The organism is Phocaeicola faecalis (assembly GCF_021730445.1).
Classification (GTDB): domain Bacteria; phylum Bacteroidota; class Bacteroidia; order Bacteroidales; family Bacteroidaceae; genus Phocaeicola; species Phocaeicola faecalis.
The window spans coordinates 122,611-144,835 of record NZ_JADNRM010000005.1; the positions used below are offsets into that span (position 1 = coordinate 122,611).

At 43.9% G+C, this 22,225-nt stretch carries 16 protein-coding genes; 6 read left to right on the forward strand and 10 right to left on the reverse strand.

Translation table 11 applies throughout. The features are described 5' to 3' along the window. Window positions 1–6 precede the first annotated feature (6 nt). Complete coding sequence (locus IR173_RS07850) at window positions 7–1,875, reverse strand: tetratricopeptide repeat-containing sensor histidine kinase (protein ID WP_237039100.1); 1,869 nt, start codon at window positions 1,873–1,875, stop codon at window positions 7–9. A gap of 212 nt (window positions 1,876–2,087) precedes the next feature. On the opposite strand from IR173_RS07850, the gene rhaB reads away from it, so the two are divergent. Both rhaB and rhaD read left to right on the forward strand, forming a co-directional pair. Then, complete coding sequence (rhaB, locus tag IR173_RS07855) at window positions 2,088–3,569, forward strand: rhamnulokinase (RefSeq protein ID WP_237039101.1); 1,482 nt, start codon at window positions 2,088–2,090, stop codon at window positions 3,567–3,569. A 49-nt stretch (window positions 3,570–3,618) separates the two neighbouring features. Then, the gene (gene rhaD / locus IR173_RS07860; protein WP_237039102.1) at window positions 3,619–4,428 is read left to right on the forward strand and encodes a rhamnulose-1-phosphate aldolase; all 810 of its coding nucleotides are present in this window, start codon (window positions 3,619–3,621) and stop codon (window positions 4,426–4,428) included. A 148-nt stretch (window positions 4,429–4,576) separates the two neighbouring features. On the opposite strand, the gene IR173_RS07865 is transcribed toward rhaD, so the two are convergent. Beyond that, window positions 4,577–5,251: a hypothetical protein gene (locus IR173_RS07865; protein WP_237039103.1), complete on the reverse strand. Its 675-nt coding sequence runs from the start codon at window positions 5,249–5,251 to the stop codon at window positions 4,577–4,579. 793 nt (window positions 5,252–6,044) lie between these two features. Here IR173_RS07865 and IR173_RS07870 point away from each other — a divergent pair. Then, the gene (locus tag IR173_RS07870) at window positions 6,045–7,049 is read left to right on the forward strand and encodes a lytic transglycosylase domain-containing protein (RefSeq protein WP_237039104.1); all 1,005 of its coding nucleotides are present in this window, start codon (window positions 6,045–6,047) and stop codon (window positions 7,047–7,049) included. A gap of 8 nt (window positions 7,050–7,057) precedes the next feature. Here the strand turns inward: IR173_RS07870 and IR173_RS07875 are convergent, their stop codons facing one another. After that, on the reverse strand, window positions 7,058–7,912 hold the full coding sequence (locus IR173_RS07875; RefSeq protein WP_237039105.1) for an ion transporter: 855 nt from the start codon (window positions 7,910–7,912) through the stop codon (window positions 7,058–7,060). A gap of 117 nt (window positions 7,913–8,029) precedes the next feature. On the opposite strand from IR173_RS07875, the gene IR173_RS07880 reads away from it, so the two are divergent. The 3 genes from IR173_RS07880 (at window position 8,030) to IR173_RS07890 (ending at window position 13,040) form a co-directional block, all read left to right on the forward strand. Further along, entirely contained in the window at window positions 8,030–11,122 is a 3,093-nt protein-coding gene (locus tag IR173_RS07880) for a glycoside hydrolase family 2 TIM barrel-domain containing protein (RefSeq protein ID WP_237039106.1), read from the forward strand. A gap of 287 nt (window positions 11,123–11,409) precedes the next feature. After that, window positions 11,410–12,018 carry a hypothetical protein gene (locus IR173_RS07885; protein ID WP_237039107.1) on the forward strand — a complete coding sequence of 203 codons (609 nt, stop codon included), beginning with the start codon at window positions 11,410–11,412 and terminating at the stop codon, window positions 12,016–12,018. Continuing rightward, window positions 12,015–13,040, forward strand: a complete 1,026-nt coding sequence (locus tag IR173_RS07890; protein ID WP_237039108.1) for a BF3164 family lipoprotein — start codon at window positions 12,015–12,017, stop codon at window positions 13,038–13,040. The genes IR173_RS07885 and IR173_RS07890 overlap by 4 nt, the downstream gene beginning before the upstream one ends. A gap of 22 nt (window positions 13,041–13,062) precedes the next feature. Here the strand turns inward: IR173_RS07890 and IR173_RS07895 are convergent, their stop codons facing one another. The 7 genes from IR173_RS07895 to IR173_RS07925 all read right to left on the reverse strand — a co-directional run bounded on the left by IR173_RS07895 (window position 13,063) and on the right by IR173_RS07925 (window position 22,110). Then, window positions 13,063–14,307: a Gfo/Idh/MocA family protein gene (locus IR173_RS07895; protein WP_237039109.1), complete on the reverse strand. Its 1,245-nt coding sequence runs from the start codon at window positions 14,305–14,307 to the stop codon at window positions 13,063–13,065. Window positions 14,308–14,355: 48 nt separating this feature from the next. After that, window positions 14,356–15,336, reverse strand: a complete 981-nt coding sequence (locus tag IR173_RS07900; protein ID WP_237039110.1) for a glycoside hydrolase family 130 protein — start codon at window positions 15,334–15,336, stop codon at window positions 14,356–14,358. 90 nt (window positions 15,337–15,426) lie between these two features. Next, window positions 15,427–16,128, reverse strand: coding sequence for a hypothetical protein (locus IR173_RS07905; RefSeq protein ID WP_237039111.1), 702 nt, complete (start codon window positions 16,126–16,128; stop codon window positions 15,427–15,429). A 17-nt stretch (window positions 16,129–16,145) separates the two neighbouring features. Further along, the gene (locus tag IR173_RS07910) at window positions 16,146–17,879 is read right to left on the reverse strand and encodes an ATP-binding protein (RefSeq protein ID WP_237039112.1); all 1,734 of its coding nucleotides are present in this window, start codon (window positions 17,877–17,879) and stop codon (window positions 16,146–16,148) included. 118 nt (window positions 17,880–17,997) lie between these two features. Beyond that, complete coding sequence (locus tag IR173_RS07915; RefSeq protein WP_237039113.1) at window positions 17,998–18,843, reverse strand: endonuclease/exonuclease/phosphatase family protein; 846 nt, start codon at window positions 18,841–18,843, stop codon at window positions 17,998–18,000. 187 nt (window positions 18,844–19,030) lie between these two features. Then, on the reverse strand, window positions 19,031–21,568 hold the full coding sequence (locus tag IR173_RS07920; RefSeq protein WP_237039114.1) for a hypothetical protein: 2,538 nt from the start codon (window positions 21,566–21,568) through the stop codon (window positions 19,031–19,033). Between the two features lie 44 nt (window positions 21,569–21,612). After that, window positions 21,613–22,110 (reverse strand): helix-turn-helix domain-containing protein, encoded by a 498-nt coding sequence (locus IR173_RS07925; RefSeq protein WP_237039115.1) that lies wholly within the window; start codon window positions 22,108–22,110, stop codon window positions 21,613–21,615. Between the last annotated feature and the right edge of the window lie 115 nt (window positions 22,111–22,225).

The window sequence follows — 22,225 nt, forward strand, 5'->3', positions numbered from 1 at the left end:
CTCTGCTTATAATAACATCGATTTATACTTTAACGGATGAGTGAAACAAAAACGTGCCCCTCGGGTATAGTCTCCGTCAATCCATATCCTACCACCTACAAATTTCACAATCAACTGACAAATGGAAAGCCCCAAACCGCTACCCTGCACAAATTCATTCAACTTTTCAAAACGCTCGAAAATAAGTTTCTGCTTCTCCTTCGGGATGCCGCAACCGGTATCCGACACCGAAAAAAAAGCCGTCCCATCATTTGCCATTTCAAGTTTGAGCACGATAGAACCTTCTTTAGTAAACTTAACAGCATTCACCAGCAAATTTATTAACACCTGTCTCAGCCTCGAATCATCCGTTTCGAGCTCCAACGAAGCCAAATCAGTCTCAAACTCCAGCTTCACATTCAGTTTATAAGAGGCGCGTATAGTTTCTATTACTTCGTAACATATCTTTACCGCATCATACTCCTTTATATTGAACTGAATATTATCCTCTTCAAAATCCGACAAGTCAAGTATATCATTTATCAGTTTCAGCAGTTGGTGCGAGTTGACACGAATAATCTCACAAGCTTGCTTACGGGAGTCATCATCCATGCCCATGTCCTCCTCCGACGCCAACAAAGTAGAGAAACCCACAATAGCATTTAACGGCGTACGCACTTCATGGCTCATATTAGAAAGGAACATATTCTTTTTGCGAATAGCATTCTCCGCCTTCCGCCTCATCTCCTCCTGCTTTCTTTTCGATTCTCGCAGTTTAAATATCTTCTTCCAACTCAGAAAGATAAGATAAAACAGTACCAAGACACAAACAGCAATTCCGGTCACATAATAACGGTTGGACAAAGTACGCCGATGTTCATTCATAAACTTCAACCGGTCCGCCTGAAACCGGGTACAAAGTTGGTCTATCTCTTTAGGATAAGTTTCCGTAAATACAGATTTTGTATAAGTATAAACAGACACAAACTGCTTAAAAGCCTCTTGCTCCTCGCCCATCATCACATACAGTTCTGCCTTATTGCGCATCGCATCAATATACAATCCGCGATTCCTTTGCGATGTCTTCCCATTAAAGAAACGGTCATAAGAGCCCAGCGCCTTTTCATATTCCCCCTTACTCTCATAATAAGCAGCCTCAGTTATCAACAGATGCTGGATAACCCCCACCGGCAACATCGGTTCCAGTTTCCATGCTTCCTTCAAGGACTTGTCGGCTTCGTCCGGCACACCCGCTTGAATACAATAATAAGCATTATAATTATGAAAAAGTGCCTGTTCCACCGGAGATAAGTCCGCCGGCGGATACCCATTTATGCGTTCGATATACAGTTTAGCCTTCTCAACCTTTTTCAGGTGAAGAAGATTATCCACCAATTGCGTCAGTAGTATTTTCGTCAGAATCTGATTATCCGAAGGATCATTTAACTGCCTGAAAGCCTCTTCGAGTGATGTTTCCGCTTCCTCCAACCGGTTCATGTAACTATACACCTCACCAATTGCATTGAGCGACATCGCCATACCGAATTTGTGGTTCATAGCCTGAGCCTTGGAGTACATCATATCACTTTGGGCAATGGCAATACGACTCTCCCCTCTAAGGATATGCGAACGGATTACAATCCTTCTCAATTCAAAATACTCATCATACTTGCCTATGGAATCCAACACGGTCGCCAGACTGTCACCCAAAAGAGCGATACTGTCATTCCTCTCTGTATGGATAAAACCGGCATTTTGTCTGAATGAATGGATATAACTTTTTTGCAATTCATCAGGTTGAGCCTGCTGTCGATCAGCATCCCATGCTCTTGCCAGACCAATATTTGTCAAGCATAATAAAGAGAGAACAATAAGATGTCCGACTATTCTTTTCATTCTTAATAAAACCTTCATATATTTTTCACTTAGCGAAGGTATTGATATTCTGCCATTTCACCAAAGAAGTTACAAGAAAAGTAAGAATAATATGTTTTAGGGCATTTACCACACAATCGAACTGTTATTCTATCAAAAAAAAGAAGAGCAGTTTAAAAGAATGAACTATTTTTGCAGTATCATTAATTCCTTAAATTATCAATTGCAGAAACATGGAACACACTTATTTCTTTGCGGTAGACCTGGGTGCCACCAGCGGACGAACCATTTTGGGCTGTCTGGGAGACGGCAAATTAGAGCTGAAAGAGGTTACCCGCTTTCCGAATCATATAATAGAGACCTGCGGGCATTGTTACTGGGACATCTATGCCCTTTACCGCGAAATCATCAACGGACTCAAAGTAATAGCCAAGGACAACATTCCCATCCGCTCCATCGGCATTGACACATGGGGAGTGGATTTCGTACTAATCGGTAAAGACGGTGAACTGCTCCGCAATCCCTATTGCTATCGCGATCCGCACACGGTAGGAGCTCCCGAAGAGTATTTCACGCATATTCCGCGCGAAAGAGTATATGATATTACCGGCATTCAGATAATGAACTTCAATTCATTGTTCCAGTTATCGACACTTCACCGCCATCACTGCACAGCATTGGAAGCAGCAGACAAGATTCTCTTTATGCCCGACGCATTGGGCTATATGCTCACCGGCAAAATGGTCACGGAATATACGATTGCCTCTACTTCACAAATTCTGAATCCGCGTACCAAACGCTTTGAAAAAGAACTGTTGGACGTAGTGGGAGTTAAAGAAGAACAATTCGGCCGGTTTGTCTTCCCCGGAGAACAAATCGGAGTACTGACGGAAGAGGTACAGCAACTGACCGGCTTGGGGGCTGTTCCCGTCATTGCGATAGCCGGACACGATACAGCCTCGGCCGTGGCAGCAGTACCGGCTCAAAATGAGAAGTTTGCTTATCTAAGCTCAGGCACATGGAGTTTGATGGGTATTGAAGTAAAAGATGCCATTATCAACAAGGAAAGCTACGAACAGAACTTCACCAACGAAGGGGGAGTGGAAGGCACTACCCGGTTTCTGAAAAATATCTGCGGCATGTGGTTGCTCGAACGATGCCGTAAGGAATGGGAAGCAGCCAATAACAATTATTCTTATGCCGAATTGATTGATGCAGCTTTGGCAGCACCCGCTTTCCGCAGTCTTATCAATCCGGATGCACCGTGTTTTCAAAACCCGGCATCCATGATTAAAGCTATCGCCGAATATTGCAGACAGACCAATCAGCCTGTCCCCGAAACGTATGGAGAAATAACCCGTTGCATCTTCGATAGTTTATCCATGCGCTACAAACAGATATTCAGTGTGCTGCAAAAGATTGCGCCATTCCCTATCGAAAAATTACACATAATCGGCGGAGGCTCGCGAAACAATTTGCTCAACCAATTCACCTGCAATGCAGTAGGTGTTCCTGTCATGGCAGGACCGAGTGAAGGAACCGCTATCGGCAATATCATGCTGCAGGCAAAAGCAAATGGATTGGTAAACGACATTGCTGCCATGCGTCGCCTTATCAGCACCTCTGTCGAAACTGCTTCCTTTGAGCCGCAGAATGCAACACAGTGGGAAGAAGCTTATAATAAATATCTTGCCTGCTACAGAGAAGATATTTAATATTTGCTATATTTGTAAATTACAGAACAATCAAATTAAAACAAGAAATATGAAATCAATTTTAGACAATCGCCCCGAACTGGCACATGAAGTAAATAAAGTAGCGGAAGTTGCCGGTTATTTATGGCAAAAAGGATGGGCTGAGCGTAACGGAGGTAATATCACCGTTAACATCACAGAATACGTAGACGACGAAATCCGCAATATGCCCGCCATCAGTGAAGTAAAACAAATCGGCGTAACACTGCCCCATCTGAAAGGATGCTATTTCTACTGCAAAGGAACCAATATGCGTATGCGTGATTTGGCCCGCCGCCCCATGGACAACGGCTCTGTAATCCGCATTCTGGACGACTGCGCAAGCTACGTTATTATAGCTGACAAACCGGTCCAGCCCACTTCTGAAGTTCCTTCCCACCTGAGCGTGCATAATTTCCTCATAGGTAAAGGCTCTCCCTATAAGGCATCCGTACATACACACCCCATCGAACTGATTGCCTTGTCACACAACAAGAAATTCATGGAGAAAGATGTAGCCACCAATCTTCTGTGGAGTATGATTCCCGAAACAAAAGCATTCTGTCCGCGCGGCTTAGGCATGATTCCTTATGCCCTTCCCAGCTCAGTAGAACTGGCAGAAGCCACTATCAAGGAACTGGCAGACTATGATGTCGTCATGTGGGAAAAACATGGCATCTTTGCAGTGGACTGCGATGTAATGGCAGCTTTCGACCAAATTGATGTGTTGAATAAATCAGCATTGATTTATATCGCGGCAAAGAACATGGGCTTTGAGCCCGACGGCATGAGCCAAGAGCAAATGAAAGAAATGTCCGTAGCCTTCAATTTACCTAAATAATAGAATAAGTAAGAAGGTGTCGAAACTCTGATAACCTAAAAATCACCCTCGCCACAAGTAGTCGTAGCGAGGGTGATTTCGATAATAAGGGAGTTTTGGCATCCCCACTTTTATTATCTTTCCTAAATGTCCTTTCTCTTTAATGCCATCAAGCCTGAGGTTCCCTACTGTCCAGCTTCTCAAACATTCTGTCGAACTCCGCTTCATCGTAATTCAATTCACTGAAATCAAAATCACCATAAGGCACCTCTGCGGCATCCACTTCTCCGTCAGTCACCCCTTCTATACTATAAGTAAAATCAGTACCGATTGCCTCCATTATAATCGGTATATAGAGGTCGGCTTCCTCGTCTGTATCGGCACGCAAGTAATGCTTACCGTTTCTGCCGAATTCAGTAAACGGTATCTCCTCTTTCTTTTCATCCAGAATATATTTCGTGATATCGAAAGAATCTTCAGAATCTATTCCCACCGCTTCGGCAAAATCAACAGCCCCATACACCAACTTGTGGGCATCAGCATACTCCGCTTTTTCCAAATCCTCATCCATATCAATACGTCTCACCATCATTTCATAATCGTCATAATCCAGATTAAAGAAATACTCAGAATGAAGCAGACCTTTACAATAGATATCCACCAAATAAACCCCCATCGTAAAGTGTCCTTGCGGATGTTGGCGCGTGACAATAATTGTCTTTTCCCCCATATGATCCCATTTTGTTCCTATATAGCACTCTACTATCGGCAACTGTCTTGCTTTCTCCTTTATATATGCTTCCGGGGATAGCGGTTTTTGTTTTTGAACTTTATTCTTTATCATAATTATAGATATTGATTTCGTACTATGGCTGAGTATCCATTTCTGAAAAGTCAAAAACCTGCTACCCTATTCTTCACATGTATTAGACTTTTTAGAGACTCCAGTCCTTTAATGGCAGTAAAGATAGGAAAATATATTCCATAAATAAGACATATCCGAAGAATATTTACTACAATAAAAACAAGCAGGATAAAAATGAGAGCATATCAATACCCTTTATTCCGTTGCAACCTCTTATTTAATATGAAAATGAACGGAGTTTCATTACCGTATGTTTTATCACAATAAGCAGTATAACTCCTGTAATGCCCCAAAGCAGGAAAGAAAAGAGAGATAAAAATCGGTTGGAAGGGATAGAGGCTCTGTTTGAAATCTTGGGAATTCAAACTCTGCATACGCTTAGAACCCCCTAAGTCGTTTCATTAGGCGGACTAAGCGTTTTCGTCCTTTCGATTACGCCTGTCTGTCAGTCGGATTACTACAGTCTTCGGCAGTGGACTGTATAGTCCATTACAGTGGACCGTACAGTCCGTTACGGTGGACTATACAGTCTGCCGCAGCAGACTGTAATAATCTTCCGTTTAAAAAGGCTTGGCTGACCCTAAGAAACGGCTTAGTCTTCCCTTTGTTGGTGAATATGATATATTAAATCTCCAAGAATAATGCCTGGTCCACATCAAACGATAAATTACACCTTTGCAAAATAAATATAGGTATTATAAGGCAAAAAAACTATCTTTGCCATAACAAAGAATAATCAGACCGGTGTAACCGTCAAAAGAAAATAGAAAAAATGAAGATATATACACTAAACATGGCCGCAGCAATGCTCTTTACTTTGGTCACAATCTCACCTGCCCTTGTGGGCAACAGTTGCGTTGCTCCGAAAGGAGAACAGGAAGACACAACAAGTACAGCCATAAAAGAAAATCCGGGTATCACCGCATTGAGATACAGCAGTCCCGAAGTGCCGGCCAGTATTGTTTTCTGCGGAAAAGCGATAGACCTCAGCCGATATGACCGCCATGAACGTATGGACCGCGAACTATTGGCATTTACCTATATGCACAGCACCTCCCTGCAAATGATAAAGAAAGCCAACCGCTATTTCCCTATCGTAGAACCCATACTGAAGGAAAACGGAATCCCTGACGACTTTAAATATCTGATGGTAATAGAAAGTAACCTCAATCCCATCGCACGCTCCTCTGCCGGAGCCGCCGGACTGTGGCAGTTCATGCAAGGAACCGGACGAGACTATGGATTGGAAGTCAATTCCAACATCGACGAACGCTATCACGTGGAAAAAGCAACCCGCGCCGCCTGCCGTTATCTGAACGATGCTTATGCCAAATATAAAGACTGGGTAGCTGTAGCCGCCTCTTACAATGCCGGACAAGCAAGAATTGCCAGCCAACTGACAAAACAGGATGTCGACGATTCACTGGACTTGCAACTGGTAGAGGAAACCGCACGCTATGTATATCGTATCCTCGCTGCTAAAATCATGTTCTCCAACCCGACTGCTTTCGGTTTCCGGCTGAGAGCATCTGATTTATACCCTGCCATCCCTTATACCGAAATAACTGTGACAGAAGGAATAGCAGACCTTGCCCGCTTTGCACGCAGCAAAGGAATCACATTGGCTATTCTGAAGAATATGAACCCCTGGTTGAGGGAAACCAGCCTGGCCAATCACAGCAAAAGGACTTACAAGCTGAAAATACCCACCAAAGAGGGGATGTATTACAATCCCAAAACGATTGTTCCGTATGATAAAAGATGGGTAGTGGAATAATTTCTCTTTCATTCCAGCTTTCCTCCACAATGTTTGCAAAAGACAGCCTCCTCTTCATGTCCGCCTCTCCCACAGTGCGGACATTTCAGGGCTTGTCTGCGTCTATGTTCTTTCATCATCGACGCAGATACAATGCCTGTGGGAACAGCAATGATAGTATACCCCATCAGCATCACCACAGCCGAAAGAAAACGCCCCAAAGGAGTTTCGGGAGTAATATCGCCATATCCCACAGTAGTCATGGTGACTATCGCCCAATAAATGCTGTTCGGAATATTATTGAAAGCTGTGCCGGGACGCTGTCCTTCAATCATATACATCAACGTTCCGATAGAAATAACCAATATCAGCACAAAGAGAAAAAAAACGATAATCTTGCGACTGCTATAGGTCAGTGAGCGCAACAGCAGATTGCCTTCATCCAGGAAGTTGAACAACTTGAATATGCGGAACACCCTAATCAGGCGAAAGGTGCGGATTACCAGCAGGTAGCGTGCCGTTCCAAAGAACCATCCTATATATAAAGGCAAAGTAGCCAACAAATCAATGATACCGAAAAAGCTTAAAGCATACTTGCGCGGTTGAGGAGAGCAATAAAGCCTTAACAGATATTCTACCGTAAAGAAAAAGGTAAAGACATATTCCGAGAATCGTAAGTAAGGCCCGATAACCGCCGCCCAACCTTGAATACTTTCAGCCACCACTACCAAAATACTAAGCACGATAAACCCGATAAGTGCCACATCAAACCATTTCCCTGCCGACGTGTCACTCTCAAAGATAATCACATAGATTTTATGCTTCCATTTATCATCATGCAGCAAATGCCGCCATTTTTCCCATATACCTTTCAAAAATGCCATTACTTTTAAGAATAAGTTGCAAATTAACCACAATTATAACAAATATTGCCCGATTTATACCCATAAGAACTATAGTTTTTCACTATATTTGCACAAAACCTTTATAAATATTATAGCATGAAAAGACAACTTCTTACCGGACTATTCACCGTGTTTGCACTCGCGGCAAGCGCACAGTCCAATGAGTGGCGCAACCCGCAAGTTAATGCGGTAAACCGCGCACCGATGCACACTAACTACTTTGCTTACGAAAATGCCGATGCTGCTAAAACAGGACTGAAAGAATCATCAGCCAATTATATGACGCTAAACGGCACATGGAAGTTCAATTGGGTGAAAGATGCAGATGCACGCCCCATGGACTTCTGGAAAACAACCTTCAATGACAAAGGTTGGGACGATATTCAGGTTCCCGGCGTTTGGGAATTAAACGGTTACGGTGGCCCCATTTATGTCAATGTAGGCTATGCATGGCGCAATCAGTTTAAGAACAACCCTCCCGAAGTCCCGACCGAAAACAACCACGTCGGTTCTTACCGCCGCGAAATTGCAATTCCCGCTTCATGGAGTGGAAAAGACATTATCGCTCATTTCGGTTCCGTCACTTCCAATATGTATATATGGGTAAACGGCCGTTATGTGGGATATAGCGAAGACAGCAAACTGGAAGCCGAATTCGACCTGACCCCTTATCTGAAACCGGGACAAAAGAACTTAATCGCTTTTCAAGTATTCCGCTGGTGTGACGGTACCTATCTGGAAGATCAGGACTTCTTCCGTTTCAGCGGTGTAGGACGTGACTGTTATCTATATGCACGCAACAAGAAACGCATTCAGGATATCCGCGTCACTCCCGACTTGGATACAGAATATAAAAACGGCTCACTGGCCGTGAAACTCGACCTGAAAGGAAGCGGAACCGTCGATTTGGAATTGATCGATGCCACCGGCAAACAAGTAGCCACGGCTACCGCCAAAGGAAGCGGCACGGTGACCATGAACGTAGAGAATCCGAATAAGTGGAGTGCCGAGACTCCTTATTTATATACTTTGCGTGCCAGCATGCAGGGAAGCAATGAAGTTATCCCCGTAAAAGTCGGTTTCCGCAAAATCGAACTGAAAGGAGGTCAAATCCTGGTCAACGGAAAAGCTGTTCTTTTCAAAGGAGCCGACCGTCATGAACTCGACCCGGACGGAGGTTATGTAGTGTCGCCCGAACGTATGCTTCAGGATATTCAAATCATGAAACAATATAATCTGAACGCTGTGCGTACTTGCCACTACCCGGACAACAACCTGTGGTACGACCTTTGTGACAAATACGGTATTTATGTAGTAGCTGAAGCAAATGTGGAATCTCACGGAATGGGCTACGGTGAAGCTACTCTGGCAAAGAACCCGTCATTCAAACAAGCACACCTGGAACGCAACCAGCGTAATGTTCAACGTGGCTTCAACCACCCCAGCATCATCTTCTGGTCATTGGGTAATGAAGCCGGAGACGGCCCCAACTTCGAAGCATGTTACAAATGGATAAAGGCAGAAGACCCCAGCCGTGCCTGCCAATACGAACAAGCCGGTCTGGAAGACCATACCGACATCTTCTGCCCGATGTATTACGGCTATGAAGGCATGGAAAAATACGGTCAGCGTACCGATGCCACCAAACCGCTTATCCAATGTGAATATGCCCACGCCATGGGTAACTCTCAAGGCGGATTCAAAGAATACTGGGACCTCATCCGCAAATATCCGAACCTGCAAGGTGGCTTCATCTGGGACTTCGTCGACCAGTCCGTTCGCTGGAAAGGCAAGAACGGAGTTGAAATCTATGCTTACGGTGGCGACTTCAACCGCTTTGATGCATCCGACAACAACTTCTGCGACAATGGTTTAATCAGTCCCGACCGCAACCCTAATCCACACATGCACGAAGTAGGCTATTTCTATCAGAACATCTGGACTACTCCTGCCGACCTGAGCAAAGGGGAAGTTAACGTCTACAATGAAAACTTCTTCCGCGACCTTTCTGCTTACTATATGGAATGGGAAGTGCTGAAAGGCGGAAAAGTAATCCGTTCGGGACGTGTGGACAATCTCAATGTCGCTCCGCAACAGACCGCCAAAATTAAACTTGACTTAGGCAAGACTTGCCAGTGCACAGAATGGCTGTTGAACGTATCCTACAAACTGAAGAACCGCGAAGGCTTATTGGCTGCCGGTCATACAGTTGCCAAAGACCAACTTACTCTGAATCCCTACAAGGCTCCGGCCATGGACTTGAAGAATGTAGCAACAACCAATGTGGCTATCGTTACTCCTCAAATCATCGACAACCAGCAGAACTACCTGATAGTAAAAGGTGAAAACTTCACCATCGAGTTCAATAAAAGAAACGGTTACTTGAGCAAATACGATGTCAACGGTCTGGAAATGATTAAAGAAGGCGCTGCGCTGACTCCCAACTTCTGGCGTGCTCCTACCGACAATGATTTCGGTGCCGGCCTGCAACACCGCTTTGGAGCATGGAAGAATCCGGGGTTGAAACTTGTCCGTCTGGCTTCCACTACTGTAGACAATCAAGTACAGGTAACAGCCGAATACGACATGAAAGCCGTTTCTGCCAAACTCTATCTGGATTATGTCATCAACAACCAAGGTGCCATTAAAATCACCCAAAAGATGACAGCCGACAAGAATGCCAAGGTATCTCCGATGTTCCGCTTCGGTATGCAGATGCAAATGCCGAAGAACTTCAATACCATTGAGTTCTACGGACGCGGCCCGGTTGAAAACTACAGCGACCGTAACCATAGCACAGATTTAGGTATCTATCGCCAGAGTGTAGACGAACAATTCTACTCCTACATCCGTCCGCAGGAAACCGGTAACAAGACCGACATCCGTTGGTGGAAACAGTTGAATGCCGGCGGTAATGGCGTGAAGATTGTAGCCGAAGCTCCTTTCTCTGCCTCTGCATTGCATTACACCATCGAATCATTGGATGACGGCGCACAGAAAGACCAGCGTCACTCACCCGAAGTGAAGAAGGCCAACCTCACCAACTTGTGCATCGACAAGGCACAAATGGGATTGGGTTGCGTCAACAGTTGGGGAACGATTGCGTTGCCTAAATATCAATTGCCTTACGGAGACTATGAATTTACGTTCATCCTCTCTCCTGTAAAGCATAGTGTGGGCATGGAATAAAAAGATAACTCAAAGCATTGAATAAGGACAGCCGGATTTATCTTTCGGCTGTTCTTATTTAATCTTATCCACTTGCTTCGCTCTATCTTTTTCTTTATAATTGCAAAATACTTAAGCTATCATTATGAAAGAACACAGTCATATCTTCTTTTTACATCCTTAGTATAAGCTAATATAGAAGCATTGGCTATTGGTGAGCGGACTCCGTTACACCGTTTCTGCCACCGCAGCTTATAGACCAGAACATGGCTGGCATTAAAATATTAATTATCATATCATAGACACTCATGAACAAGCAATCTGCTATCTTCTACTCCTTACTGTTCCTGTTATGTTGCTCCTTCACCAAGCAACACGATAAGGAATGGAAAGAAATTAGCAATAAGTTCTACTCCATCACCTTGCCTTGCCATTGGAGCACAAAGAATGAAAAAGGCAACGGCATCATACCGGAAGAGCGAGACGCCCGGTCCATCGGTTGCCATCTCTATTATCTGATATGGGAAACTCCATTGATTAATTTCCGGGAAGACTTACCGAATCATGTATTGTGTTTCATTGAAAGCTATCAGAAAACAGATAAGGCATCCCCTATTACTTTAAAAGAAGTAGAAGAATTGGAAATGAAAAAGATTTCCGGTCCTATCCGGCTCTGCAGCAAAACGAAAATCAAATCCGATAAGAATCAAGAAAGGTTTGTCATTGTGCAAGAGAGCCAAGAATATGATAAGACATGGAATACATATCGTGTTTACTATTTATTACAGCAAGATGACGATATAGTACATTGTGTAACCATAAGGCTGAGAGAGAATTATGCCAAAAAGAATCCGGCGAAAATCGAAGAGATAAAACGGATTCTTGACTCTTTTACCATAAAAACAAAGCAAATATGAAGAACCGCCACATTATATTAATCGTTCTACTGTCAGTGCTACAACTTCTTCCAGCATGTACCAAGAAAGGGGAAACCATTATCACAAGTTTCCCTCAACAGAAAACCTTGCAGGCAAAAATTAAACATGTTCCCTCCCCTTTCCTAGTTCCTCGCTATATAGGTATTACAGGAGATTACCTCTTCATCTATAAAGAACGAGAAGAGTTTTTATTTTCCTTTTTCCGGCTACCTGATGCTGACTTTATAGCAGATTCAGGCAACCGAGGACAAGGGCCGGATGATTTTAACCTATTGGACACGCGCAGCTTCTATCCTACTCAAGACGGATTCAATGTAGTAGAAGCCGGAACCAATTTCCTAAAGACCGTCAGCTACGATGGAAAAAACTTAAAGACTATTCATTCTAAAAATATATTAGAACAAGGAATAAGCAACAACGGACTTTATCCTCTGACAGATAGCACCTTCCTTACTTTAGGATGGCTGGATGAAGACAACGAATATCGCATATTAAACTCCAAAAGCGGGCAGACAACTACAACATACCCTTATCCGAAATGGATAGATAAACACCTTAAGCCCAGTGATCCGCCCTTGTTTGTAACTTTTCTAAAATCATGTGTTGTACATCCTGATGGAAAGAAAGTAGCAGCATTCTATTCACGCTTCAAACGTATAAGAATATACGATAACACCATGAATATACTGCATGACATTGAAGTTCAAATCCCCCCCTATAACACCTCTTTTGATAATCCTATAGAGAAACAACCTGTCTATTATATAGGTCAACCCTATGCTACTAAAAATTATATCTATGCATTATGCGCCAACAATCAGCCTGCCCAAGTTTCCTCCAGGGATTATGAATTACAAGTATGGGATTGGAATGGAAAGGCAATTGCCTGTTATAAACTCGACAGAAAACTTACACTAATGACAATCAGTGAAGAGCACCGTAAAATATATGCACTAGACAATGCAGTAGCAGATGAAATATATATTTATGATTTGCCGTGAAACACTCCCTCTGTCAAGAACATCACTTGTCTCCTTCCCAATTTCCCCGTGTAAAATCCGGTATCTCTACCGGAACACTGCCTTGCCGCACCGAAAGTTCGCTCAGTTCCGTGATGCACGACCATTCGGCTGCATCATACACATCCTGATCTAAAGGCAGACCATTGCGCAAGCAATGCACCAGACGATAATCCATGATATAATTCATCTCGTTCGGCATCTCTTTCCGCTTTGCCTCCTCACCGATGGTAGCAGTGAACGGATGCTTATAACGTTCCATTACTTTCTCAAATTCCTCTCCTGCCAAGGGCTCCTTACCATACTCGTCCAGCAGGATGCAAGGCATGGGATATTTCTGCATGAAGCCTTTTGTGCCGCACACAGTCTGATGCCGGCTGTATGGGCGCGGAGTCGTCACATCATATTGCAATACGATAGTACGCCCTTTGACCGTCCGAATCAATGTCGTATTCACATCTCCCATCAAATAAGGTTGTGTAGCCTCGGCGGAATGCATACCAAACTGCCTGCGGGCATAAGCCGACAGCCCCGCTTCACGCGATGACATGGATACAAGATACTCCATGCGGTCCCCCCGATGAATGTCCATCCATTGGCAGATAGGGCCCAGCCCGTGAGTGGGATACGGATTGCCGGTATGCTGCTGGCTATAAAGTTTTATCCAGTTATTGTGGTAGCCCCCTTCCGTTTCATCGGCAAAATAATGACAGCGGAGGTCATGGATATACGCTCCTTCGGCATGGGTTATCTCGCCCAATGCACCTTGCCGCACCATGTTCAGAGTTGTCAAGGCAAAAGCATCATAACAACAGTTCTCCAGCATCATGCAATGCCGGCGTGTCTGCTCGGCGGTATCCACCAAACGCCAGCAGTCCGCCACACTCATGGCGGCAGGCACCTCAAGGGCGGCATGGCGTCCCTGCTGCATGGCATATACCGCAATATCGGTATGTGTCAGCCAATCCGTACAAATATAAACCAAGTCAATATCCGCGCGTCCGCACAATTGCCTCCATCCGCCTTCTTCGCCATAGGCAACAGCCGCAGGGCGGTTAAAACGACTGAGCAACGCAGCGGCACGCTCTATATTCTGAGGGCGTAAATCGCATATCGCCTTTACTTCCACACCCTCCAGATGCATATATCGTTCAATAGCCAAAATCCCCCTATTACCCAGCCCCACAAAGCCAATGCGGAGGACAGGTATAGGAGGACATGTCAAATGAAGTACGTTCCGGTTCATCATAATGAAATCTTTGCTTGTTTCTTTATGCCGCAAAGATAATCATTTGAGTTAAATGATGGAAGTACGTTTCGTAAATTCTATAATTTCAGGCACATAACCGAAGGCAAGTCCCGTCACGGTATCGGCACAGCCATAATAAATGGCGATGCGTCCTGTCTCTTCGTCGTGCAGTGCAGCACAAGGGAAGCACACATTGGGCACGTCGCCCATACATTCGTAAGGAGTACGCGGCGAAAGCAGATAGGCTCCCGAACGGTATTTCACTTTCCACGGTTCGTCCAAATCGAGTAATGCCGAGCCGAAAGCATATACATAACCGTTGCACGAGCGAAGCACTCCGTGATAAATCAGCAGCCAGCCTTCCGGTGTTTCGATAGGAATAGGCCCTGCACCAATTTTCAGGCACTGCCATGCACTCACTTCAAAAGGAGCCGGACTCATCACCAGCCGATGCCGTCCCCAGAACTCCATGTCGGGTGATTCACTGTAATAAATATCTCCAAACGGAGTATGTCCGTTATCGCTCGGGCGGCTCAACATGGCATAACGGCCGTTTATCTTGCGCGGAAACATCACTCCGTTGCGATTGAATGGCAGGAAAGCATTCTCCAGCTGATGGAACGTCTTGAAGTCCTTTGTCCACGCCACACCGATAGTAGGCTGACCTTTGTAACCGTTGCACCAGGTGACATAATAACGGTCTTCTATAAAACAAACACGCGGGTCGTAACCGTACACCCATTCGCCCACTTCCGCATTGTCGCACTCAAACTTCAAAGGTTCGGGATTGATATCCCAATGAACGGCATCTTTGCTGAAGCCCACATGCAGACGCATGCGCCGATTCGTGTCATCGCAACGAAACACTCCGGCATAACTGTCACCGAAAGGCACCACAGCACTGTTGAATATACTATTGGAAGTAGGAAGCAAATCGCGCGGAATGATAGGATTGGCAGAGTAGCGCCACACCACTTCTTTCGAACCGACCGGACGATCTTCCCAAGGCATGTTAGATAAGTTGCTCATAAACGTATTTTTTGATTTGGTTTTTAATGAATACAAAAATACACATTATAACAACAGGAACAACGTTTTGAGGGAAAACACTTCACCCTTCTACTTTACTTTTCTCACATTCAGATAGTAAAGAAGCGATTCTTTCACTCTCTCGTCCGAAGTCACAACCAGGAATTCTCTTCCTCTACCATATAAGAAACAATAATCCTTATAAAGGGCTATGCCTGCCAGCTCCTCCCAAGCAATCTCTTTCTTCTGCTCCGCCCTGTCATATACCAGTCCTTCAGGAGTCATTTCAACCCAAGTATGCCCGGCAACGGATTTCCTGTAAATCTTGTTCAGCCGTATGGGAAGCATAATCAATACATAAAAGAGACACAGGAACAAAATCAGTAGAGGAGTAAACAAACTTTGCCCTTCAGGAGCAATATAGTATCCCGTACACAATGCAATGCACAGATAGATGACAAACAATAAGGAAAAACTAAAATGACGAATATCCCATAATTTATAAAGTGCATATTTCTTCAGGCTAATATCGTAATCACAAACGACAACACCGGGAGAACGTGTCAGTCTACTCTTCGGAATCCGAAAGATACGCAACAACTGAATTCCCCGTTTCACTCCGTAAGCAAACAGCAAACTCATCACACCAAGATTTATCAACAGCCACCACCATAACCGTTCATTTGCCAACTCCGGTTGCCCCGTCAGCACCATTACGACCCATGTGATGCCCATTATACACAACAGGAGACCACACATCACAGTTAAAATCCAGCCTTTTGTCTTCATCATAGCTCCTTATTTTAAGTTTACGATAAGAAAACCTCCTCACATACAGCCATCTCTGCCCCCCGGAACACTATCTTCAGCAAATGCAATTGTGTATCCGCGCAAAGACGGCGCACCATCTTATCACCGCTGTATTTCTCCAATTGAGCATCAGCTTCATCGCTTTTGGCAGTTACTTCGGCATCCGTAGCAGTTGGTTTCACATACTTCAGTTCCAAAATATAACTGTGAGCTATTTCAGGATAACGTACCTTGTCCGGCAACAGCAGAAAGTCACTGTATCCGTAGCTTAATTCTATTTCAGGTTCCACCAGGTAAAGATTACTCAACGCAAGATAAGCCTTGAAGAAGCCCTGCAAGTTATGCTCGCCCAATATGCTGTCGCGTACAGAAGAATTCTCCTGATAGGCAGCGGCAATCTGCTTGATAAGTGACTGCCAGTTACCGTCGCGTGCCATCAGCCGAAAACCTTCACGAAGCGCCGAGAAGTCCACCTCAGCACTCTGGCGGTAATAGTCACGCATGAAAGCCCAATATTGCTCACGGATACAGTTGTTCGGAATCACCATCTTCAATTCGCCGAAGTCACTGCTTTTCATTGTCAACAAGCCATAATAATACAGCAAACTGCGGAAATTATCATCGTCCGTCACATATTCGGCAGGAAAGGAAGTCTTCAGCTTCATACGGATAAAGCCCATAGCGGCTATCTCCTCTATCACACTCATACGGTTCTCACGACGATTGCCACGGTCTATATCCGCCAGCATTTTCAGTTTCTTGTAATCCGTACGAATGTTTTTGTCCACCATTTCTCTGGGAGAGCGGTGATAGAGAATCTGATGACGAAGATAATAATAGGTCATATCACAATTGAACATACGGGGAGCCTCCATGCAATCCTCTGCAAAACAGTAGTTATTGTACCACGGCTTCATCTCTTCCAACATAGCATCAATGTCACCGGACAACTTCCCATTGTCTTTATAATATTGAAACATGGCACGCACATCAGTCTCCGAAAAGCCCAGCATATCATTGAAACGAGGGTCTTGAGAAATACTCCAGTCTATGTTGTAACCACTGGAAAGGTCATCCAGGGTAACAGGTGACACACCTATCAGGAACACACGGCTGAACATCGCCTTGAACGTTTTAAAGTACTCCCGATAAAAACCGCTGGCATGCGTCAGGTCATGAAACATCTGCTTGCCGCTTTCACTCAGAATGACATTGGTGAAATTATCATACTCATCCACAATAAGGTAAAGCGGATAACCTAAACGATGCGCTTCAGCATTAATAATATCCAGCTTAACAGCAGCATCAATTGTTTCTTTTGTTCGCTGATAAATTTCGTCACCGTAATATGACTTGTATTTTTCAATAAAGGAATCAAGTACAATGGCACAATAACTGTTAAAGTTTTGCTGCAAATCGCCCAGTCCTTTATTTGCCAATGAAAAATCAAAGTAGATTACCTGAAACGAATTCTTCAACGGAGTGGGATGCCGCTGAATCCAAAGTCCGTCAAACAGTGTATTGAAACGGTCTGCCTTGGCAATGTCATAATAGGCTTCCATCATGCTGACGAACATACTCTTACCAAAACGACGAGGACGAATCAGAAACAAGTACTTACTCGTATCTTCCAACAACGGCAGATACATTGTCTTGTCCACATAATAAAAATTTTCGTTCCTCACCTCCTCAAACCGAGCCACACCGTAAGGCAATCCTTTTACTTTTTCCATGATACATCTTTTTAGGCATCCTTTATCACACAAAGATAGAAACTCTTCCTCAAGTTTCCTAATTCCTTCTGTTAGAATTATCCAATCGTATCCGGGACAAAGATTATATGGAGTACAGCTAAAATTCCAAATCAGCCACTTGAGGATTGTGGTCGGACAACAGAGCATCCGGGACTTCCGCCGGAATATCGCATCCCTTCACTCTTATCTGCGGAGTGACAAATATAAAATCAATCTTCTCACAATCCTTTGCCGGAATACGGGCAAAGTCATGGAACGTATAATCCACACCGGTCACACGGTCGGCTATCTTATAAGCATCCTTCATGGCAAACTCATTCGTGGTAATGGTTGCATAAGCATTGCTTGCATCCGTCACATTGAAATCACCTGTCACGACAGCCGGACGCCCGCCTACTATTTCCTTAATCTTTCTGATAATGAGCAACGCACTTTGACGACGCGCTTCTTCACCGATATGGTCAAAATGGGTATTTACTGCCATAAATATCTTTCCGGTGGATTTCTCTCTGAATTTAGCCCATGTAGCAATACGCACACAAACAGCATCCCACCCCATCATACCTACACTGTCCGGATTCTCAGCCAGCCAAAAAGTATTTGAATCCAACACCTCGTATTTATCTTTCCGATAGAATAAAGGAGCATACTCTCCCGCAGTCCTGCCATCATCACGGCCGACACCGATACCGTCGTACTCAGGCAGTCCGGCACGCAAATCGAGGAACTGGTTGTGTAATACTTCCTGCATACCGAGGATATCTATTTTCTGTTCTTGAATGAATTTGCATACGTGTGCTTTACGATACTGCCAGTTGTTCAAGCTATCCTGCGGATTATCATAGCGAACATTGAATGTGGCCCAACGAATGTCTGTCGTTTTTTCTTTCATACAGCCCGCCAACGACAAAAGGGCTATTGCAAGAAATAAAATGTGTTTCATACTGCCTCTATCTAAAGTTTCATTTAAAGGGTTTGCAAAAATAGTAATAGTTTTGATAATATGTTTGCTTTTGAAAAGGTTATTTAAATACCTGCCTGCTTTATAGCAAAAGAGTGTGTCTGCACAAGGCGGACACACTCTTCAATGATTCATCTATCTTAAGTAAACAGTATACTTAGGATAATGATTAGGGCTTATTAATAGTCATAGGCAATGTAACGGTAGTCTTAATACCATTCAATGCTGTAACTGTCATTTCAAGAGTTGCTGAATAGTTAGGAGCATAAGTCATACCTGTCAAATCGATACCGGCATCAGATAATTTAGCTGTCGCACCGGTAGGAACACCTTCACCCTTAACTACGAATGTGAACTTATCATTTGTTGCACCAAACAATGTCATTGTATTGTAAACTGCCACCTTTGCACTGCTGGCAACTAATTGCAAACCTGTTTCTTTTCCTGTCTCACCTGCAAATTTAGCAATAGTACCTTTACCATCTGATGTAATTGCAACATTCAAATCTGCCACTTTACCGGCTTTGTAGAAGTTAAGCACAGCATCATTGAATGGAGACATAAAGTTTACTGCAAATGCAGGAACTTCAACTTTCAAGCCTGCTTTACCGTTAATCGAATATGTACCTTCTACTGTTACATTGCCTCTTACTGCACCGTCTTTCAGCAAATCATCAGTCATTGCCAAAGTATTTGCAGGCGTTCCGTATGTAGCAACAGCAGTCGGAGCTCCGTCAATACTCATTTCTTTCGGAGTCAGAGTTAAGTTATCCCAATCCGCACCTGAATTTTCTACAGCCTTGAATGCGTTAGTCATTACATATTGTTTAGCAACTGTTGCATCAGCAGAGCCAACCAACAAAGCATTCAATACAGTCTTATCTGCATTCCATACAGAAGTAACCTTAGAGAACAAGTCAGTGAATGTAGGAACAGAGATGGTTACAGGAGCAACGACTTTCTTCAATTCATTACCACTAGCATCAGCAAATTTCATGTTCAATACATAAGCACCCGGAGCTGCAGTTGCTTGATAATCAGCATTTGCAAATACAGCATACTTAACCTTCTTAAGATTATCGGCATTATTGATAGGAGTAACTTCTGTTTTCGGTGTACCATCAGCATTCAAGTCTGAGTAGTATTTTACCTGAGCCATTGTAAATGCAAACTTACCGTTAGCGGTAGATTGGTCTGTTGTAGCTACCGCTTTACCGTCAATAGAAACCACATTCCAATCCTGAGTAATAGCCTCAGCCAACGCTTTAGCAGTCTGAGCACTCAAACTTGTAAATGTAGTACCTAAATCAATAATGATAGGTTTAACACCTTCTGTTGCTGTATATTTCACTTCAGCTACAGGAGCTTCAGGATCAACAGTTGCCCCTTCGAAGTTTACTGTTACCTCAAAAGGAGTACCGGTTGCTCCCTTAAAGTTTACGAAATTCACCATAAACTTAACCGTCTTTCCGGCAGCCTTTTCTGTAGAAGTGAATGACATCGTCTTACCATCAATAGTAATACCTGCCAATTCTAATGCACTAGCCGATTTCGGAGTCAAGTAAGCATCGTATGCTTTAGTTCCGTCAAATTCAAGAGTGACTGTTTTACCGAACGGTACTTTAACTGAGCTAAGGGCTTCAGCATTGTATGTAACATCAGTAGCTGTCAAAGATGTAGCAGAAGCAGAAGCCGCTTTATCTGTAGGAGCAACTTCAGAAGCATATCCGGTCAGGATATTGCCATTGATTTGCAATGCATAAGCATAGTTGTTAGTTTCAACCTTAAATGCATCTGCAATAGTCTTATCTGTTACCGTTTCATCCGGCTCGATATTCAGATTCCACAGACCATTGGCAGAAGCAGCCTTGGTGATAACACCTTCAAACGGAGTAGCCGTTACCTTAACCGGAGCAACTGTGCCATCACTACCCACCAACTTAATATCTGCATTAGACAAGTCTGCAGAAGAAGGATATACTTGCAAAATAAGAGGTTCGATAGTACCTACCAATAGCTGATCTTTAGCAATCGCACCTTTAGGACCATCCCATTTTGCATTGGCTGCTGTTGCTATACCATAGTTCAATTTGTATTCAGGATTAGCTTCAACAGCTCCATTAGTTACATTTATAAATTGTACACTAGTGATCGCAGCCGAAGTAGTAGGCAACTGAACTGTCTGCATCTTACCGTCAGCGTCGGGTATATTCAATGTACAGATACCGTTAGCCACTACTGCATAAGCATTACCGGCAGCTTTGTATTCCGACTTAACAAACTCTTTGGCTGTCTTGTCATAAAGATACCAGTATCCGTCTTCTACATACGGAGTCATATCCACTGCTTCTTCACCTTCACCGGTAGTGGCAAACCAGCCTGTAGCCTTGTCATCAATGCTGATTTCACCGGTCTTGTCGTCAATCACGACCTTGCTACCGGCAGCAGCGCTGGCAACAGTCAGATTATAAGAAGTACCGTCACTTACCGATACTTTGAAACCGCCGTCCACCGATTCAATCTTGGTAACGTAAGCGCCACCAGCATTTACTTTGGTTTCAAGGTCTGAAAGCTTAGATTTCAGATCTGTCAGTTCCTTGTTGATTTCGTCGATTTCATCGTCGTAATCTTTACAAGACACGAATGTTCCTGTTGACGAAACCATCAAGGCTCCGAACAGGATTGCACTTAAAAACTTTTTGTTCATAATAGAAAAACTTTAAATTTATAAATTTAAAAAACTAAAATTGGTTATACATATTCTATCGGTTCTGAGGACACAGCCCTCTGTTCTTGTTTCATATATTTTTTTGGAGAGGCGCCCGTCATCTTCTTAAAGGAAGTGTAAAATGTACTTCGCGACAGAAACCCGCATCGTTGGGGCAGTTCCTCCAACGGACACTTGCCTGAACGGAGCAGCTCCTTGGCATATTCCACCCGATAACCGTTCACCAAATCTTTCAGGTGACAGCCAAAGTAGCGGTTCACCACGTTCGACAGATAAGTCTGGTTCGTTTCAATCATATCGCTCAGCTTATTCAGTGAGAGCTTCGGGTCAAGGAACACCTGGCGCACTTCCAAATAGTACAATACATATTTATATAGCTCACAATCGACTTTCCTTGCCTGCTCCACGTTACGGCCTGCAAACTGCTGCTCCCAATAAAGATGGGCAGCCCGGAAGAGCAGATTCTTCTGCCTTTCGGAAGTAAAGGTGCGCTTGTCGCGATGTAGGAACAGGTAGTCCATTGTACTCTCTTTTTATCGTCTCTATTTCAGATAATTACACATTTCCCAAACCCTTAAAAAAGGGTTGCGTTCGGTGCATCTCTTAGTAAGAGATACACCGAACGCACATAACCAC

Excerpts from the sequence above, each read along its gene's own strand:
- rhaB (WP_237039101.1), top strand. The coding sequence starts at position 2,088 with ATGGAACACACTTATTTCTTTGCGGTAGACCTGGGTGCCACCAGCGGA.
- IR173_RS07905 (WP_237039111.1), bottom strand. The coding sequence starts at position 16,128 with ATGATGAAGACAAAAGGCTGGATTTTAACTGTGATGTGTGGTCTCCTG.
- IR173_RS07900 (WP_237039110.1), bottom strand. The coding sequence starts at position 15,336 with ATGAGCAACTTATCTAACATGCCTTGGGAAGATCGTCCGGTCGGTTCG.
- IR173_RS07865 (WP_237039103.1), bottom strand. The coding sequence starts at position 5,251 with ATGATAAAGAATAAAGTTCAAAAACAAAAACCGCTATCCCCGGAAGCA.
- IR173_RS07850 (WP_237039100.1), bottom strand. The coding sequence starts at position 1,875 with ATGAAAAGAATAGTCGGACATCTTATTGTTCTCTCTTTATTATGCTTG.
- IR173_RS07875 (WP_237039105.1), bottom strand. The coding sequence starts at position 7,912 with ATGGCATTTTTGAAAGGTATATGGGAAAAATGGCGGCATTTGCTGCAT.
- IR173_RS07880 (WP_237039106.1), top strand. The coding sequence starts at position 8,030 with ATGAAAAGACAACTTCTTACCGGACTATTCACCGTGTTTGCACTCGCG.
- rhaD (WP_237039102.1), top strand. The coding sequence starts at position 3,619 with ATGAAATCAATTTTAGACAATCGCCCCGAACTGGCACATGAAGTAAAT.
- IR173_RS07890 (WP_237039108.1), top strand. The coding sequence starts at position 12,015 with ATGAAGAACCGCCACATTATATTAATCGTTCTACTGTCAGTGCTACAA.
- IR173_RS07925 (WP_237039115.1), bottom strand. The coding sequence starts at position 22,110 with ATGGACTACCTGTTCCTACATCGCGACAAGCGCACCTTTACTTCCGAA.
- IR173_RS07910 (WP_237039112.1), bottom strand. The coding sequence starts at position 17,879 with ATGGAAAAAGTAAAAGGATTGCCTTACGGTGTGGCTCGGTTTGAGGAG.
- IR173_RS07915 (WP_237039113.1), bottom strand. The coding sequence starts at position 18,843 with ATGAAACACATTTTATTTCTTGCAATAGCCCTTTTGTCGTTGGCGGGC.
- IR173_RS07870 (WP_237039104.1), top strand. The coding sequence starts at position 6,045 with ATGAAGATATATACACTAAACATGGCCGCAGCAATGCTCTTTACTTTG.
- IR173_RS07885 (WP_237039107.1), top strand. The coding sequence starts at position 11,410 with ATGAACAAGCAATCTGCTATCTTCTACTCCTTACTGTTCCTGTTATGT.
- IR173_RS07920 (WP_237039114.1), bottom strand. The coding sequence starts at position 21,568 with ATGAACAAAAAGTTTTTAAGTGCAATCCTGTTCGGAGCCTTGATGGTT.
- IR173_RS07895 (WP_237039109.1), bottom strand. The coding sequence starts at position 14,307 with ATGATGAACCGGAACGTACTTCATTTGACATGTCCTCCTATACCTGTC.